The 15722-nt window shown below is 46.5% G+C and carries 18 protein-coding genes and 2 pseudogenes; 11 read left to right on the plus strand and 9 right to left on the minus strand.

Annotated features, from left to right (window positions below):
- Positions 1-119 (plus strand): annotated as a pseudogene (locus ACUVJL_RS02740) (IS5/IS1182 family transposase); the annotation flags it as partial.
- Positions 120-203: 84 nt separating this feature from the next.
- On the opposite strand, the gene ACUVJL_RS02745 reads toward ACUVJL_RS02740, so the two are convergent.
- Complete coding sequence (locus ACUVJL_RS02745; RefSeq protein ID WP_445244442.1) at positions 204-767, minus strand: DUF4360 domain-containing protein; 564 nt, start codon at positions 765-767, stop codon at positions 204-206.
- Positions 768-1376: 609 nt separating this feature from the next.
- On the opposite strand from ACUVJL_RS02745, the gene upp reads away from it, so the two are divergent.
- Together upp and ACUVJL_RS02755 are read left to right on the plus strand one after the other, a co-directional pair.
- On the plus strand, positions 1377-2012 hold the full coding sequence (upp, locus tag ACUVJL_RS02750) for a uracil phosphoribosyltransferase (RefSeq protein ID WP_445244443.1): 636 nt from the start codon (positions 1377-1379) through the stop codon (positions 2010-2012).
- A gap of 319 nt (positions 2013-2331) precedes the next feature.
- On the plus strand, positions 2332-2478 hold the full coding sequence (locus ACUVJL_RS02755) for a hypothetical protein (protein ID WP_445244444.1): 147 nt from the start codon (positions 2332-2334) through the stop codon (positions 2476-2478).
- Between the two features lie 427 nt (positions 2479-2905).
- On the opposite strand, the gene ACUVJL_RS02760 is transcribed toward ACUVJL_RS02755, so the two are convergent.
- Entirely contained in the window at positions 2906-4825 is a 1920-nt protein-coding gene (locus tag ACUVJL_RS02760) for a hypothetical protein (RefSeq protein WP_445244445.1), read from the minus strand.
- 37 nt (positions 4826-4862) lie between these two features.
- Positions 4863-6287, minus strand: a complete 1425-nt coding sequence (locus ACUVJL_RS02765) for a glycosyltransferase family 4 protein (RefSeq protein WP_445244446.1) — start codon at positions 6285-6287, stop codon at positions 4863-4865.
- A 76-nt stretch (positions 6288-6363) separates the two neighbouring features.
- On the opposite strand from ACUVJL_RS02765, the gene ACUVJL_RS02770 reads away from it, so the two are divergent.
- A complete protein-coding gene (locus ACUVJL_RS02770; RefSeq protein WP_445244447.1) occupies positions 6364-6834 on the plus strand; it encodes a tetratricopeptide repeat protein in 471 nt (156 codons plus the stop codon).
- Between the two features lie 281 nt (positions 6835-7115).
- On the plus strand, positions 7116-8072 hold the full coding sequence (locus ACUVJL_RS02775; protein ID WP_445244458.1) for a glycosyltransferase family 2 protein: 957 nt from the start codon (positions 7116-7118) through the stop codon (positions 8070-8072).
- A gap of 342 nt (positions 8073-8414) precedes the next feature.
- Here ACUVJL_RS02775 and ACUVJL_RS02780 read toward each other — a convergent pair whose 3' ends face one another.
- Genes ACUVJL_RS02780 through ACUVJL_RS02795 form a run of 4 tightly spaced genes read right to left on the minus strand, consistent with a single transcriptional unit; the run spans position 8415 to position 9829 of the window.
- Positions 8415-8921, minus strand: coding sequence for a DinB family protein (locus ACUVJL_RS02780; protein ID WP_445244448.1), 507 nt, complete (start codon positions 8919-8921; stop codon positions 8415-8417).
- A gap of 53 nt (positions 8922-8974) precedes the next feature.
- Complete coding sequence (locus ACUVJL_RS02785) at positions 8975-9283, minus strand: putative quinol monooxygenase (protein WP_445244449.1); 309 nt, start codon at positions 9281-9283, stop codon at positions 8975-8977.
- Positions 9284-9300: 17 nt separating this feature from the next.
- Positions 9301-9645: a type II toxin-antitoxin system PemK/MazF family toxin gene (locus tag ACUVJL_RS02790; RefSeq protein ID WP_445244450.1), complete on the minus strand. Its 345-nt coding sequence runs from the start codon at positions 9643-9645 to the stop codon at positions 9301-9303.
- Positions 9638-9829, minus strand: coding sequence for a hypothetical protein (locus ACUVJL_RS02795; protein ID WP_445244451.1), 192 nt, complete (start codon positions 9827-9829; stop codon positions 9638-9640). The genes ACUVJL_RS02790 and ACUVJL_RS02795 overlap by 8 nt, the downstream gene beginning before the upstream one ends.
- Before the next feature lie 170 nt (positions 9830-9999).
- On the opposite strand from ACUVJL_RS02795, the gene ACUVJL_RS02800 reads away from it, so the two are divergent.
- The gene (locus ACUVJL_RS02800) at positions 10000-10698 is read left to right on the plus strand and encodes a diacylglycerol/polyprenol kinase family protein (protein ID WP_445244452.1); all 699 of its coding nucleotides are present in this window, start codon (positions 10000-10002) and stop codon (positions 10696-10698) included.
- 149 nt (positions 10699-10847) lie between these two features.
- Here ACUVJL_RS02800 and ACUVJL_RS02805 read toward each other — a convergent pair whose 3' ends face one another.
- Positions 10848-10997 (minus strand): isochorismate synthase, encoded by a 150-nt coding sequence (locus tag ACUVJL_RS02805; protein ID WP_333441576.1) that lies wholly within the window; start codon positions 10995-10997, stop codon positions 10848-10850.
- 505 nt (positions 10998-11502) lie between these two features.
- Between ACUVJL_RS02805 and ACUVJL_RS02810 the strand changes: the two genes are divergently transcribed.
- From ACUVJL_RS02810 to ACUVJL_RS02830, 5 genes are all read left to right on the plus strand, one after another.
- The gene (locus ACUVJL_RS02810) at positions 11503-11631 is read left to right on the plus strand and encodes a hypothetical protein (protein ID WP_445244453.1); all 129 of its coding nucleotides are present in this window, start codon (positions 11503-11505) and stop codon (positions 11629-11631) included.
- A 230-nt stretch (positions 11632-11861) separates the two neighbouring features.
- A complete protein-coding gene (locus ACUVJL_RS02815; protein WP_445244454.1) occupies positions 11862-13265 on the plus strand; it encodes a nicotinate phosphoribosyltransferase in 1404 nt (467 codons plus the stop codon).
- Positions 13266-13643: 378 nt separating this feature from the next.
- Positions 13644-14243, plus strand: coding sequence for a nicotinate-nucleotide adenylyltransferase (locus ACUVJL_RS02820; RefSeq protein ID WP_445244455.1), 600 nt, complete (start codon positions 13644-13646; stop codon positions 14241-14243).
- Positions 14204-14953: an NUDIX hydrolase gene (locus ACUVJL_RS02825; RefSeq protein ID WP_445244456.1), complete on the plus strand. Its 750-nt coding sequence runs from the start codon at positions 14204-14206 to the stop codon at positions 14951-14953. Before ACUVJL_RS02820 ends, ACUVJL_RS02825 begins: the two co-directional genes overlap by 40 nt.
- 70 nt (positions 14954-15023) lie before the next feature.
- A complete protein-coding gene (locus ACUVJL_RS02830) occupies positions 15024-15317 on the plus strand; it encodes an isochorismate lyase (protein ID WP_445244457.1) in 294 nt (97 codons plus the stop codon).
- A 70-nt stretch (positions 15318-15387) separates the two neighbouring features.
- On the opposite strand, the pseudogene ACUVJL_RS02835 reads toward ACUVJL_RS02830, so the two are convergent.
- A pseudogene (locus tag ACUVJL_RS02835) lies at positions 15388-15722 on the minus strand (hypothetical protein); the annotation flags it as partial.

Here is a 15722-nt window from a genome sequence, read left to right on the forward strand (position 1 = left end):
TTAGAATACTTTCATCAAGATATCGGAATCGAAGAAGGCGCTTCGGATTAAGATTTAATTTGATCGCTGGTATTTATAATTATGAACTTTCTTTAAAGACTAAATTAGAGATCGCCTGAGACTTTCGCAAGAGGTCTACTAGAAATTTCCTGACTTTTAGGAAGGGATTTAAGAAATTAAAGCCGTCCTAGAAGGACAGGGTTTTAGACCCAATTTCCTTGATAAACTAAACCGCGATGAGCCAAATCGAAGGAGTCAACGGTGGCCATGCCGGCACCGCGGGCTGTCATCGCAGCATTTACTCGCATATTTACACTGTCGCCGCAGCTAGACCAAACATTAGCTACAGTGGCTAAGCTATCTCGAACATTATAGTTAGTTTCGCCGCTCAAATTCCGATTAAAAACTGGGCCGCGGGCTCCAGCGAAAAAATATTCTGCTCGCAGGTTGCCTGTGGTTTTAGGAGCAACGTAGCCGCGGTAATCAGCATCGTAGATAGAAATTTGGTAGCCTTGGGGTACTTTGATGGGAATGCTCAGATTGCAGCTTTTCCGGCTTTCTGCTGAGACATTTCCCTGGGCTGCAAACTTATCAAATAGGATGGTGAGTTCTTGACCGTCGGGACTGACGCTGACGCTGGCGGAGCGATCTGGGCAACCGCTACCGCCGTAGCTTGCACCTAAAATTTGAACGGCCGGATTAGCAAAGGCGGGGCTGATAGAAGCAGTCATTAATGCGGTAGCTAGCAATAGTTTTATAAACTTCATGGATGTTCTCCTTAATAAGTTAAGTTGTGTGTTAAAAACCCCTTAAAGAATTGAAGCTAAATTTAGGTAAGCTTCTTTAAACTTGGATGGGGCCGCTTTCATGTTGCAAGATGAAAAGCCTGTTAAGCCAAGCTGATGACCTTAAGTGCATTACCTATATCGGGTTTTTTCGATTAATAAATTCATCGAAAAAATAGGTTTTCTGCTGACACTTTCTAAGATTCGTATCTGTTCGTGACACTTCCGGAAGATTTAGGTGCGAAACTCCGGATCTGTTTTAAAGGGCTTGGACGGAGGACGAGACAGCGAGGGAGACCAGCCGGGAGGCTTTTGGGCCCGGATCTGCGATCCCAGGAAGAGCGCGGGAAGGAGAGGAAACGAGAGAATGACATACTTGTGTATTTTCAAACCTCGCATACTTAGTGTGGTGCTGCGCCCAAAAAAGGCAAGTGTAGAAGCGAATTTTATTCGCGCGGTATTCGTGTTTTAAATACGGGTTTGATATAAGTAGTCCTGGACGCAGGGGCGGCTATAAACCTGTTTTTTTTCGCGTCAAAAGTGCGTCCAGAACTGATAAGTTAGAATAAAGCAGATTAATTGTTAAAAAAAATGAGTGCTAAAGTTACTGTCATCGACCATCCTTTGATACAGCACAAGTTAACTCTAATGCGGCAAACTCAAACGAGCACGGCAAAATTTCGCCAACTGCTCAAAGAGATTGGGATGCTGCTAGCCTATGAAGTGACGCGAGATTTGCCACTAAAATACGAAGAAATAGAAACGCCGATCGCAAAAATGAATGCACCGGTGCTGGCTGCGTCCAAGAAAATTGTTATTATTTCGATTATGCGCGCCGGTCAGGGATTGTTAGATAGTATTTTAGAACTGATTCCGTCAGCGAGGGTAGGACATATTGGTTTGTACCGCGATCCGACAACTCGGATGGCGATCGAATATTATTTCAAAGTTCCCCAGGATATCGAACAGCGAGATGTTTTAATTGTCGATCCGATGCTGGCTACTGGTAATTCAGCAGTGGCGGCAGTGGATAGGCTTAAAGAAGTTAATCCGAAGTCTATTAAGTTTTTGTGCTTGCTGGCGGCGCCGGAGGGACTTAAGCACTTTCACGAACAACACCCTGACGTGCAGATTTATACGGCGGCAGTTGACGAGTGTTTGGACGATCGCGGCTATATTGTACCCGGACTGGGAGATGCAGGCGATCGGCTTTACGGCACTATGTGAATTCAATAAAATGATTTTGGGCTGTATAGGCCTATACATTCATTTAACAGTAAGTTTTCTAACATAAGTAGTGGTTTGATAGTGCCAGACAATGTAAATTGTAAGATTTTAATGTCAGGGAAAGCCTATATAGAGCAAGGATTGTAGGATTTTCTGACGTGAAATTCGTAAATTGCATTATCTCAATGTATTTACTGCATCTTATGGGTAAAATCTCTGCCTTTAGTGTAATTAATCACAGGAATTAGTTCATAAGATAGATGTATGAAGCTCAGCGTTTGCGATCGACTACTAACATTTTTTGGATGAGGAAAAAAGAATGGAGACTACAGCACAGAAAGAAGCCACACTTCAGCCTGTTGAGGAAGTGAAAATTAACACTATCAACAGTTTGGAGTTTGAGCTTTGGGCTAAAGCGGTGAAACGGCAGATGATTGCAGCACTCTCCAAAAAGGGCGCGATTTGACATCTCTGGGTTTTTTTTTGCGCAAGTTGTGTTAAGTTAATTAACAAAATTTTTGTCTGCTTTGTTGTCCGATCTCGATAGGAGGGAGGGGAAGAGTTTTGAGATTGCGCCTCTTTCGGAGTTGCGGGAGGGGATAACAAAGCATTTTCCTTCTTCCTAGTTTTGGAGGCATGGGTGGCCCGAAACCGGTTTTTTTTACGAAAATACTTCTGTTACAATCGGCAGAAACGGTAAAAAAACCCGGTTTCTTGGTGTCATATCATGTCCGATCGAGTGACCGCGATTAAAAGGGCGGGTTTTTAAGATTGTCAATTATTGGCAGATATTTTTCGTGAACCCGCCCCTACCGTATTAGGGGGTAATCGAGCGGACATGATATCAAAAGTGCGTGCGGGACTGAACTCTTGGCCGAATGCTTTTTGCCAGATCACGATCGCTTGTCAACCGCCGCCAGCAAGCGCAGACTTCCGTCTTGAATCTGCACTGCTTTCACCGTTCCCACAGCAACTCTTTGTTGACCGTTAGCCATCGCTACCTCAATCTTAATCTTGGGGTCAGCCTGCAATCCCAGGCGCCCCCACAGCCACTTGACTTGGGTAGCAGGAAAAGAGCGCACTTCTACATCCCAAAAGGGCGAATTAACCCAGCGGCTACCGTCATAAAAACTCGCTACTTGCACCTGATACCAAACTTGTTCTCCGGCCAATTTTAACTCGTTTTTGGGTTCGGGTTCCAGCCACTCAGCGGGATTGATACTGCTAATTAAAGTAGCAGATCCCATAATTTGACTCTTGTGGTCTTCTAAACTTTTAGCCTGAGAAACTGCTTCCTGCAGTTTGTTGACCAAATTCCGAATTCGACTTCTTGTTTCGCTGTCAGTATCTGATTGCTGGTCGAGCCAATTCATCGCCTCGCGAGTTCCGTCTTGAGAGGCTACAATCAGGGCGCCCCAAGCCTTGACATCGGCGTCAGCGGCATTCACTCTCAAGGCGGCGTCTACGCGGTTCCAGATCCGTCCGCCGTCATTTTTGAGGGTTGTGGCAATTTCGTTACTGTTGCTCGCATCGGCTTCAAATACTTGCAAAGCTTGAGTCCAGCGGCCGTCGATCAATTCTGCGAGAACTTGTTGACCGGGACTGGCCCAAGATGCGATCGCCTGAGCCCGAGTAATTTTAGCGTGAAATTCGATCGTTTCTAGCTGAGCTTGCGCGACTGCGGGCCACTTTTTGCCGGCTTTCCCCTTCGCCACACGCATGACATTTAATGCTGGAGACCACAGCCCGCTTTTTGCCAGTCGCAGCCCATTTTTGTAAGTCTCGTCATTGAAGGCAAATTCTTCTAAAGAAATGGCGGTTAACTGAACTGGGTTCGGCAAAAATTTGCGCGGGCTAATTTGATAAAGGGTAAATTGCGGCTCTAAACCAATTGTTTGGTCGATCGCCAACTGGGGGTTTTCCCCCTTAACAATTTGCTGCCAATTCGGCGGTTGTCCGGCCGCACTCGCCCACTCCAACAGCGAGATTAAATGATTTTGGCTGGGGTTGTAGCGAACGACTTGTCCGTAGGGAATTTTCTTGTCGCCCCGGATTAGTTGACCGCTGACATTCAACCAAATGCCGGAGGCGGGGGGCTTTCCGTCAAAGCGGCGCAGTTCTGTTAGGGGTAGCGACTGATTCGAGGCTTGATTGTTAGATGTAGAGTCAGCTAAAGAAGCCATGACAAAAGATTCCGCCGGGCCTTCTACGTTCATAGAACTTGCTAGCTGAAAATATTGCTCTTTATCGGAACTGCGATCGGGAAACTGCACCTGCTTGTACACCCGAAGTTCGACAATTTGACCGCAAGGATTTTTGCAAACACTAGAAGCCTTAACAGTTCTTTCTACCATCACCGGCAAGAGCAAATCGGAAATAGAATTATCGCCGGATTGAGCGACGGGAAGTGGGAGGGGTTCTCCGGTTACGAATCCCAATTTGCGGACGCTGGCTTTGATTTGATCGAGAGTTTGGATCGAATCTCTGCTACCTGTAGGCAGGCGCGACCATTCCGGCACAAACTCAGAGATCAACTTGTTGCCGTTGGGATCGACAATTAGCTGATAACTCAGCCAAGCGCCGCCTCCCATCAAAGCTGCACAGCCACACAAAACGCTGAGGGCTGTCAAATTAGCTACCAGTCTTTTCCAGGGATATCTGGCGCGAGTTGGGGGAGTAGGTATTAGAAGCTGGGACTCTTGAAGATTTTTGGGGCGTCGGGTTTGGCGACGGCGTCTTGTCGGAGGAGGAGCAACTTTTCGATTTTCTGGGGGTAAGGCTCGATTTTTTGAGGGGTTAATTTTGTGTTCCATCGTCCCATTTTAGAATTTAGATTTTAGAATTTAGAGTTTAAAATTGCAATAGCCGATCGTACTGCCGACCTATGATATCCCAGGTATATTGGCTTTCAACGAGCGATCGGGCGCTGACAGAGAGCTCCTGTCTTAGCTGGTGATTTTCAAACAAACTGGTAATCGCCTCAACATACTCGTGAACTTTGTTCGCCCGCAAGGCCCTTCTCGGTTGTGGGCCGCCATCGACGGCTAAACCCTCCAAACCTCGATCGCTCGCAACGACGGGGGTTCCCGCTGCCATCGCCTCCAAAGTTTTATTTTTAATCCCAAAACCAATCCGCATCGGCACCACACACACAGCAGCTTGATGCAAATATTCTGCCACCCTTTGCACCCGACCTACTACTTGAATTCCCGGGAGTTTCCCCAAGGCGAGCACGGAGGGGACTGGCGAGGCCCCGACTAGGGTGAGGGTGGCATCAGGATACCGCTGCTGCAAAGCCGGCAGTATTTGCAAACTGAGAAACCGCGCGGCGTCAATATTGGGCAAATTGTTCATTGCGCCTGCAAAAATTAAGGTGTGTCCTCCCGGATCGATCGATCGGTAGGGAAATTGGGTCAAATCCACGCCGTTAGGAATTACATCAATGGGAGGTACAAAAAAATCTTGTTTTCCTCGCACCCGAACCGGAGGCGACAGCAATTCTAGAAGTTGCTCTCTGTCTGTGGATGTTGTCGCGACAATGCGGGAGAATTTGGAACAGTAGCGTTTTTCGTAGCGGGCGAGTAGCGGTAAATTCAGTCGATCGCGCAGGGGTTTTTCCGAGGTGCCAGTTGCTAACATTTCCCTGCAAGTTCCCCAAACGGAACTGTGAATGTTTGCCACTGTCAGCACTTTTTGCCGCCATTCTGGACGCACGTAAATCTCGTTAACGCTGTGTTCGCAGGTGACAGCATCGCATTTGCCTGCTGTTACCAATTCGTCTGCCCAATTCTGCATTGCTTGGGAGTAGCTTGAGAGTACGTTCGGAGGCGTCCCGGACAACAAAAATCGACTGAATCTGTGGAATTTTCCTATTATTTCAGAGAACCCCCCCTCAGTCCCCCCCTTATTGAGGGGGGGAGGCAAGAAGCTCTCTTCAAGCCCCTGGTGCAGAGTTAGCCCCCCCTTGCCAAGGGGGGGTTGGGGGGGTGCTAGCGGGTTCGCCAAGAAGCCCTCCTCAAGCCCCTGGTGCAGAGTTGGCTCCCCCTTGATAAGGGGGGGTTGGGGGGGTACTTGCGGGTTGGGAAAAACTGCCAATTCTGCAACTTGCTGGCGCAATGCGTCGATTTGTGCGTCGGTGACATCGGGCGATCGCACTGTACCGAGAATTACATTATGCCGTAGGCTCAAGTATTGCAATAAATTAAACGTCCTTACCTGAGTTCCTCCGCGGCTTGGCGGATAGGGAAAAGTCGAGGAAAGCATCAAAATCTTCATGGGATGTGGGATAAATAAAGTTGCCGCTTGCGCGATAAAATTGATTAATAAAAGGTTTTTAACAATCCTCGCACCTATGGACGAATTATCTGTTAAGGCGCTGCTCGAAGACTTGAAAAAGCCCGACGAAAGCGTGCGCGATCGGGCAACTACAGAACTCTGGCGCACTTGGTTTAACCAGAAGGGTGAGTATGGGATGCAAATTCTCAGGCGATCGCAAGTTTCGCTGGAGGCAGGCGATGTTCGCCACGCTTTGGATTTGCTGACGAAACTGATCTCCGAAGCGCCGGATTTTGCTGAAGCTTGGAACCGGCGCGCCGTACTTCACTATACCCAAGGAAATTATAAAAAGTCGCTCCACGACTGCCAAACCGTCCTCAAACTGAACCCGGTTCATTTTGGGGCGCTGCACGGTCTGGGTTTGTGCTACGCTGCCTTGGGAGAATATATAAATGCTATTCAAGCTTTTCGCCGGGCTTTGGAAATTCAACCTTTTGCTTTGGTGAATCAAAAGTTAATTCTCGAATGTACTGCTCGTTTGAGTTAAAATCAACTGTGGAGTGAAAGAAAAAGGAAGTTCGGCAACGGATTCGCAAGGGCGGATGTCAGGAAGAAGGAAGTTCGGCAACGGATTCGCAAGGGCGGATGTAACGGATGTCAGGAAGAAGGAAGTTCGGCAACGGATTTTGTAACGGATGTAACGGATGTAACGGATTTCAGGAAGAAGAAAGAAAATCAAGGAAGAAGGAAGAAGGAAGAAGGAAGAAAATCAATGGTTTCAGAAGTTTTTCGCAATCTCAAATCTCAAATCTCAAATTGTCTAAGTTAGTGCCGAAAATTAGCGTTTGCATTCCTACTTACAATCGAGTGCATCTGCTGGCTTGTGCGATCGCCAGCGTGCTAGCTCAAAGTTATACAGATTTTGAATTAATTGTCTGCGATGACGGTTCTACTGACAGCACTCCTCTGTTGATGTCGGAATTTGTCGATCGCGGGATTCGCTACATTCGCCATCCGCAGAATATCGGCAAGAGTAATAATATGCGATCGGGCTTTGCGGCGGCAAGGGGCGAATATTTTATCAAGTTTGACGATGACGATCGCCTGACCACACAATTTTTAGAGCGGACATCGGCTATTTTAGATAAAGACCCCAGCATCGATTTTGTCAGTACCGATCACTGGGTGATCGACATTCACAATTATATTGACGAAAACCAGACGAAACTGAATTCGCAGCGGTGGGGGCGCACCGAGTTATCGCCGGGAATTATTGAAGATTTGCTCTCGGCAGTGTTTCTGAGACAGAGTTTGCAAATAGGGGCGACTTTGTTTCGGCGCCGCGCCCTGGAAGAAGTCGGATTTCTGCGGCAGAATTGGCAAAATTGCGAAGATAACGATTTGTTTGTGAGACTTGCGATTGCGGGCAAAAAATGCTATTACTTGCCGGAGCAGTTGATGGAGTATCGAGTTCATGCAGGACAGCAAGGAGTCGATCGGGCAATTCCGTATTTAAGCGATAAATTGCGCTATTTGACCGGCTACGAATTTGATTCCGAGAAGTTGGAAACAGTCAGGCTCAAAAGGATCGCAGAAACTCAATTAGCGCTAGGTTTGCGACTGATTGAGGTGGGTGAAACTGCAAAAGGGCGCCTGATGGTGCGGGCGGGAAAGTCGGTTTCTGCGGCGAAAATGTGGGCGGGTTTGGGTTTGTCGCTGCTGCCCGTCGAGTGGCGGGGGAGGGCTTTTGCCGCTGTGCGGGAGTTGTTGAAACGGGAGTTGTGAAGGCGTAGGATTTCTACAGAATATGCGGCGGTTGAAACCGGGTCTATACACACAAAACCCGCAAGGCAAGGGTTGAAGAGGCGGCGGTTAAAATTACGTTTATACAGACAAAACTCACGAACACGGGTTTGAATTCTTGATTTTCTTCAGTCCCCCTCTGCTGGAACCAGAGGCAAGTGTAGACGAGGTTTTAACCGCCGAGTCTTCTGGCGTGTCCCTGGTGCGTGCAGAAATTATATCAATTCCGGTTGCATTGGAATGATTAAACCGCAGAGAACGCAGAGAACGCAGAGTTCGAGAACACAGAGATGAATAATTCCGATGCTAACGGATTTGATATTATTATCCCAATGATATAGCGGGTAGCCACGGAATATCTGTAACGCCTGGGTCGTAGCCAAGTTGTTTGAGTAGTGTGGTAATTTGCCCTCTATGGTGAGTTTGATGATTGAACATATGTGTGACCAGAACCCAAGTCGGTAGCACGTGGCATTTAGCATCTACATTGCTTGTGTACTCAAACGGTTGACTCAACCAGTCAGAATTAAGATGTCTAGACCATTCTATAATTTGCCGATCCGTTGTCTCCCGTTCTGCTCTCAAAACCTCAAATTCAGCATACAGTTCTTGACCGATAACGGTACCCGAGAATGGGTGAAGAGTGAAACGACCCATCCATGCTTTGTCACCATACAGTAAGTGATTCAAAGTGCCATGAATCGACTTGAAAAAGGCACCCATATCCTGTTTGCGCTGTTCATCAGGAATAGCTGAGCAGACCGAATATATATTTTGATTCATCCAGCAATTGTACTCGGCCATTAGCTGGTAGTAGCTACCGTCGTACATACTCAAAACTTAACCACCTAGTTTGAACAACTTACATTATACAATTACGTCTTTCATAAGACTCCAGACTCTAATTGGTCTAGATAAATAAATTCAGGAGCTTTAACTCCCGCTTGCTCTCTAATTTTAACCAGTGCAGGCGACTCAAAGAACGCTCTTGCATCTGTTGTTGATGTCCACGCGGAGAAATGAACGATTTTGTTTGGTTCATTGTCATACTTCAAGACCTGATAGGAGCGCTCTCCAGCTTCTTTTCGGATGCTTTCAGCATTATCAAATACCTGTTTCCAAGCTTCATAATTTTCTACTTCATGAATAATTAATACATATTGCATAGCAGTCAGCTTGTCTGATAATTTCAAAACTTCAATGGTTCGGTTTACTCCTCCTCTTCCTCAGCATTTTTCTCTTTAAATCCCAACCACAAGAGTATTACCTCTTCTACTTCGAGCATTTTCTCGGATGTCAGACTTCCCAATTTGCGTAGAAGCTTTGCATGAGGAATTGTAATCATATTTTGTACGTCAAATACTCCTTCTCGGAGGAACTTATTTTTGACTTTTACCTCAAATCTTGAACCGCGTAGACTTGTTGTATGTGGCACTAGAGTCGCTAATGCCCGGTCTTGATTTAGAGCAGGAATACTCACGACCAAACATGGTCTGACTTTTGCAATATAACCTAGATCGACTAACCAGATTTCACCACGATCGGGACTATTCATATACGGATTCTTCCTCATCTAGCTCTATAAAAAGTCCCTCAGCATTTAGAACTAAATCGTCATCAGATAGGGGCGGAAAGTCTAAATAAACAGTCCGTTTCAAAATTTCCAATACCAAATGTAACCGCTCTGAGTCTGTTAATCGCTCAAAGGTATTCAAAAGTTCTTCTACTAAAATAGTCATAGCTTTTTCCCTAGACTTGCTTATAGCATAGCACAGGTTTTAAGTAGACCAACCTCAAAAAACATAACAGCCAGCTCCCCGCAGCACTTTAAGACTGCGGGGTTCTAACATCGATCGCGCTTTCCACTAAAGTAGTAAACAGTGCCCGATCTAAGTTTTTCCTAAATATCGTGTCTATATTTTCTGAAGTTCCGACTGTGTGGCTGCAAATTTCCCTCGTGGGAGTCTGGCTGGGCTTGATTTTACTGGTAGCTGAAGGGTTAAATCGCTTTACTTCTGTCGATGCTGAAGTATCGCGGAAGGTGGTGCACATCGGTACTGGAAATGTGATTTTGCTGGCGTGGTGGCTGGAAATACCCGGTTGGGTGGGGATTTCGGCGGGGGTTTTAGCAGGCGCGATCGCCCTAATTTCTTACCAAGTTCCGATTTTGCCCAGTCTTAACAGTATCAACCGGAAGAGTTGGGGGACTTTTTTCTATGCTGTTAGTATCAGCGTTCTCGTGGCTTGGTTTTGGCCGCTGCAACGTCCGGAATACGCTGCTTTGGGCATTTTAGTGATGACTTGGGGCGACGGATTGGCTGCTGTCATCGGCCAGAAATACGGCAAACATATTTATCGAGTTTGGGGAATTCAGAAGAGTTGGGAAGGTTCTGCAACTATGTATTTGGTGAGTTTTGCTGTTAGCAGTTTGATTTTGCTGGCGGTTCAAGGCGCAGTTTGGCAAACTTGGGCTGTGTCGGCTGTTGTAGCTTTGGTTGCTGCTACTTTGGAGTCGGTTTCCAAGCTGGGAATTGACAATCTCACTGTGCCGATCGGCAGTGCTGCGATCGCCTTTTTCCTAAATCAATTTTGGGTTATTGGTAATTGATAGGTTGAGTAGAACGAAATGAAACTCAACCTATCAATTACTATTAACAATCAACAGTCAACAGTCAACAGTCAACAGTTAACAATTAACTGTTGACTGTTCAACTGAATGCCTGTGCGGAACTCGCTAGAAACGGCCTGAATGGCTGCTCATTCTCTCGATCTAGAGCTTTTGGAGAGCGTACCTTCAAAAGGTTGAACTCCACTATTTGGATAGTTGTCATCACTGGGGCTAAAAATCCGCACCGCTGCTTCCGAAACGTAACGCATCGCGTTTGCCAAAGATTTAGAAAGATTCATAAAAAACACTCGGTAAGTGGGAAACTCAGTGGCTTGAGCCTAGAGAGGAAAACGACCCGGCGGTTTTAACCGCCTTGAATCCCTTTGCGGGGAGAGGGGTATGGTTACCCCTCCTGGAGATATGGTTGTCTCCGAACTATTTCTAGGTAACGTTCGCTTTGCCAATGTTGTAAGGGCTTGTTAGGCTTGCAGCACTGCCTCAGTGACTTTAAGGCTGTTTAACTACAAGCGACAGAGCGGAAAACTAGCGTCGCATTCTCCGGTGTCGTGACCCAAACAACGTAGTCAATGAAGACTTAGGCGGGTCAGTACAGCTTGCTTGATTGCTCTTACAAGCTCAGTCCCTTTAGAGCTGAGTTACTGACAGAATCTGCCTCTCTTATCTGGGTTCTCATTCTTTTATACTCTGACTTTTTGCCTGGGGATCAGTTTAGCAATATTTATTTGAATTACTTATTAGTCTGCAACATCGAAGCAAGCTGAAGGTTTTAGGAATTACGCCTTTTTGGGCGATCGACCTTTTCCTGGTAGATTTTTTCTGGCTCAACTCAAGGGCGAGCGCGATCGCACTCCCGACGCTCAGAAACCTGGTTTTTTAACTCTGTTCAAGGGCTGCAACGAAATATTTTCCTAAAAAACCTGGAACGCTTGAGTGTTTGTGCTTAATTCCTAAGATTGTTAAATTAGGTATTTTTAGTGGTTTTACCATAATCTTCATGCCTAAATCCACCTGAAATCGGCTATTCAACGGCGTAATCAACGAGTTATTCCGACAAATATCTGCAATCTTTATAAAAAATTTACAAATAGATATGGTGTTAGTCACTATAATTAAAACAAAGAAGTTTGTCCGGGGTTTTTCTTATGAAAACTACCACAGAAAGCCTGCAGGTCACTGGTTTTGAGGAAATCTTAGAAGACCAGGAACTGACGGTTTCCTCAGCAGATTACAGCCTTTTAACCGATCTCTACCAGCTAACGATGGCCGCTTGTTACGTTGGGGAAGGGATCGACGGGCGGGCCGCGAGTTTTGAGCTGTTCGCGCGCAGGCTGCCAGAGGGTTTTGGCTACGCGATCGCGATGGGCTTGGCTCAAGTGCTCGACTATCTGGAGAAATTTCGGTTTTCTCAGTCGCAAATTCAGGCTTTGCAGTCCACTGGGATTTTTGCTGGTGCAGGAGAGCGATTTTGGACTCTACTCGCCACAGCCCGCTTTACTGGGGATGTTTGGGCGGTGCCGGAGGGGACGGCTGTGTTTGCCAATGAGCCACTGCTGCGAATTGAGGCTCCTCTGTGGCAGGCTCAGTTGGTGGAAACTTATTTGTTGAATGCAATAAATTATCAAACTTTGATTGCCACGCGGGCGGCCAGACTGCGGGATGTGGCGGGCCCGGAGGCTAAGTTGCTGGAATTCGGGACGCGCAGGGCTTTTGGGCCTCAAGCTGCTGTGTGGGCGGCTAGGGCGGCTCTGGCTGCGGGGTTCGACGGAACTTCTAATGTTTTGGCTGCTTTGAAGTTGGGCCGCAAACCTGTCGGTACGATCGCCCATGCTTTGGTGATGGCTGTTGCCGCCCTCGAAGGCAGCGAAAATCACGCGTTTGCAGCTTTTCACCGCTATTTTCCGGGGGCGCCCCTGCTGATCGATACTTACGATACTGTGGCGGCGGCGCGGATGTTGGCCGATCGAATAAACAGTGGTGAAATGCAGTTGGAAGGCGTGCGGCTGGATTCCGGCGATTTGGCGGTGCTGTCTCGGGAAGTTCGATCGATCCTTCCGGGCGTTCCAATTTTTGCTAGCGGCGATTTGGACGATCGAGAAATTGCTAAATTAAAAAATAGCGGGGCTTGCATTGATGGTTACGGTTTGGGAACGAAGTTGGTCAGCGGTTCCCCTGTCAACGGTGTTTATAAGTTGGTGGAAATTGACGGGATTCCGGTGATGAAAGAGGCAAGCGGCAAGGTAACATATCCAGGAAGAAAGCAAATTTTTAGACATATTGAAAATGGGGAAATTCTCGGAGATTGTTTGGGATTGTCGGGAGAAACTATTAAAAATTCCGATTCTTACATACCATTAATGAACTTAGTTGTCAAGGAAGGCAAACGAGTGCAGCACCAGGAAAGTTTGGATGATATCGCCAAACGAACTGCTGCTTCTGTCGCCAGTCTTCGACCCGAAACTCGTCAACTTGACAACCCGATTTCGCCGTCGGTGGAAATTTCTACAGATTTGCAGCGTCTCACCCAAAAAACCAAAAAGAGTCATTAGTCAGTAGTCAGTAGTCAGTAGTCATTAGTCAGTAGTCAGTAGTCAGTAGTCAGTAGTCAGTAGTCAGTAGTCAGTAGTCAGTAGTCAGTAGTCAGTAGTCAGTAGTCAGTAGTCATTAGTCAGTAGTCATATCATGTCCGCTCGATTACCCTTCATCAGGTAGGGGCGGGTAAACCTGCCAATATCTGCCAATAATTGACAATCTCAAAAACCCGCCCGGCCGGGATATTATGGTCAATCGATCGGACATGATATCATCAATCAACAGTCAACAGTCATCAATCAACAGTCATTAGTCAACAGTCAACAGTCAACAGTCAACAGTCAACAATCAACAGTCAACATTCAACATTCAACAATTCCCATTACCGATTCCCTATGCAGAAGATTGCTCTTTTTGGAACCAGTGCCGATCCGCCCACAGCAGGACACAAAACTATTCTGAGTTGGCTTTCCCAACATTTTGATTGGGTAGCAGTTTGGGCCTCGGACAATCCTTTTAAGTCGCACCAAACTTCTCTAGAACACCGATCGGCAATGCTGCTGTTAATGATTCAAGAAATTAATTCCCCGAGACACAATCTTTGCTTGCATCCAGAACTCAGCAGTCCGAAAACGCTAGAAACTGTGGAACACGCAAGATTGCTGTGGCCGGATGCAGGGTTGACACTGGTGATAGGTTCCGACTTGGTGGGGCAACTGTCTCGCTGGTACAAATTTGAAGAATTGTTAAAACAAGTGGAGTTACTGATAGTGCCGCGACCGGGTTATCCGTCAGAAGAATTAGATTTGTGGCAGTTGAGGCGGATAGGTGCAGAGGTGGCGATCGCATCTTTGAATGCTCCCAATGTTTCTTCTACCTTCTATCGGGAAACAGGAGACACCCAAGCTCTGACTCCGACCATCGAAGATTACATCAATAGGGAGCATTTGTACGCATGGCACGAGGCACAAAAAAGGGTGAAGGTTGCTCATTAGCTGACTTTAAAGTAGGAGTAGATAATGTGATTTTCTCCGTCGATACCGTGCAGAACCGCTTGTTGGTGCTGTTGGTAATGCGGCAAGACGAACCGTTTATCGATTCTTGGAGTCTTCCCGGTACTTTGGTTCGACACGGAGAGTCTCTAGAAAATGCCGCTTACCGGATTTTGTCGGAGAAAATTCGGGTGGAAAATTTGTATCTGGAGCAACTGTATACTTTTGGGGAACCGGGGCGCGATCCTCGGGAATTTACCAGGGGCGATCGCTATCTTTCGGTGAGTTATTTTGCTTTGGTTCGCTTTGAGGAAGCTGAGTTAATTGCTGGGAGTGTAGTGGCGGGTGTGGGCCACCGCGTCGGCGGCATTGCTTGGTATCCCGTGCAACAAGTTCCTAAGCTGGCCTTCGATCACAATCAAATTCTCGAATACGGATATCGGCGACTGCGCAACAAACTTGAATACAGTCCGGTAGCTTTTGAAGTTTTGCCGGATCTTTTTACTTTGAGCGATTTATATCAGCTTTATACAACTATTTTGGGGGAAAGTTTTTCGGATTATTCTAATTTTAGATCTCGATTGTTAAAATTGGGTTTTTTGTGCGATACCGGTGTTAAGGTTTCCCGGGGGGCTGGCCGCCCTGCTAGTTTGTACCGCTTTGATGCAGCCGCTTTTGCTCCTTTCAAAAATAAGCCGTTGGTGTTTATCTAGCTGTTTCTTGGATGACATTCGGGGAGCAATTTAGTAACATTAGAATAGAAGCTATTAAGGAGTGCAGGCGATGAAAAAACCTGATGAATGCGCTAATATTCAGGAAGTTCGGGAGGAAATTGATATCATCGATCGAGAAGTGATCGAGGCTTTGAGCAAGAGATTTCAATACGTCATCGCGGCTGCAAGGTTCAAAACGAGTGAAGCTAGCGTTCGATCGTTTGATCGCTTTCAGGCTATGTTACAGCAGCGGCGGGAGTGGGCTCAAGAATCGGGTTTGAATCCTGATGTGGTTGAAAATCTTTACCGTGATTTGGTAAATTATTATATTGAGGAAGAGTTGAAACATTACAAATCTGAGTAATGTTTCCCTACATTCAAATCTAGGACTATAGAAAATTCAGTCCGTGCGGGCGGACTGTTAGCAATATTTATTAGGTGATTTGGTGATTTGACCCTCCCCTGGCTAAAGCCGAGGGGATTCTAAGAGGATGTTGCGAAACGGGATAAATCCGCGCTTCTTCACATTTTCTCTCTAGTTTCAGAAGATTAATCTTTCTTGGGGCAGTCAATGACCCCCTAGACACTCCGGCAAAGCCATTGTGCTTACTTTTCCTTCCGATATTTACTGAACCATTCAAGTCACTGTTAACCAGATGTTCCTCTTTTGTCCGATACAATCCTCGCTTAATTCGTTTACCAGAGAACTGGTAATTCTTAGGATTGTCGGCATTGTAAACAGGTACTTCATCGCTATCGATAGCACTTG

The sequence above is a fragment of the Microcoleus sp. OTE_8_concoct_300 genome (genome assembly GCF_031383065.1).
Taxonomy (GTDB): Bacteria; Cyanobacteriota; Cyanobacteriia; order Cyanobacteriales; family Microcoleaceae; genus Microcoleus.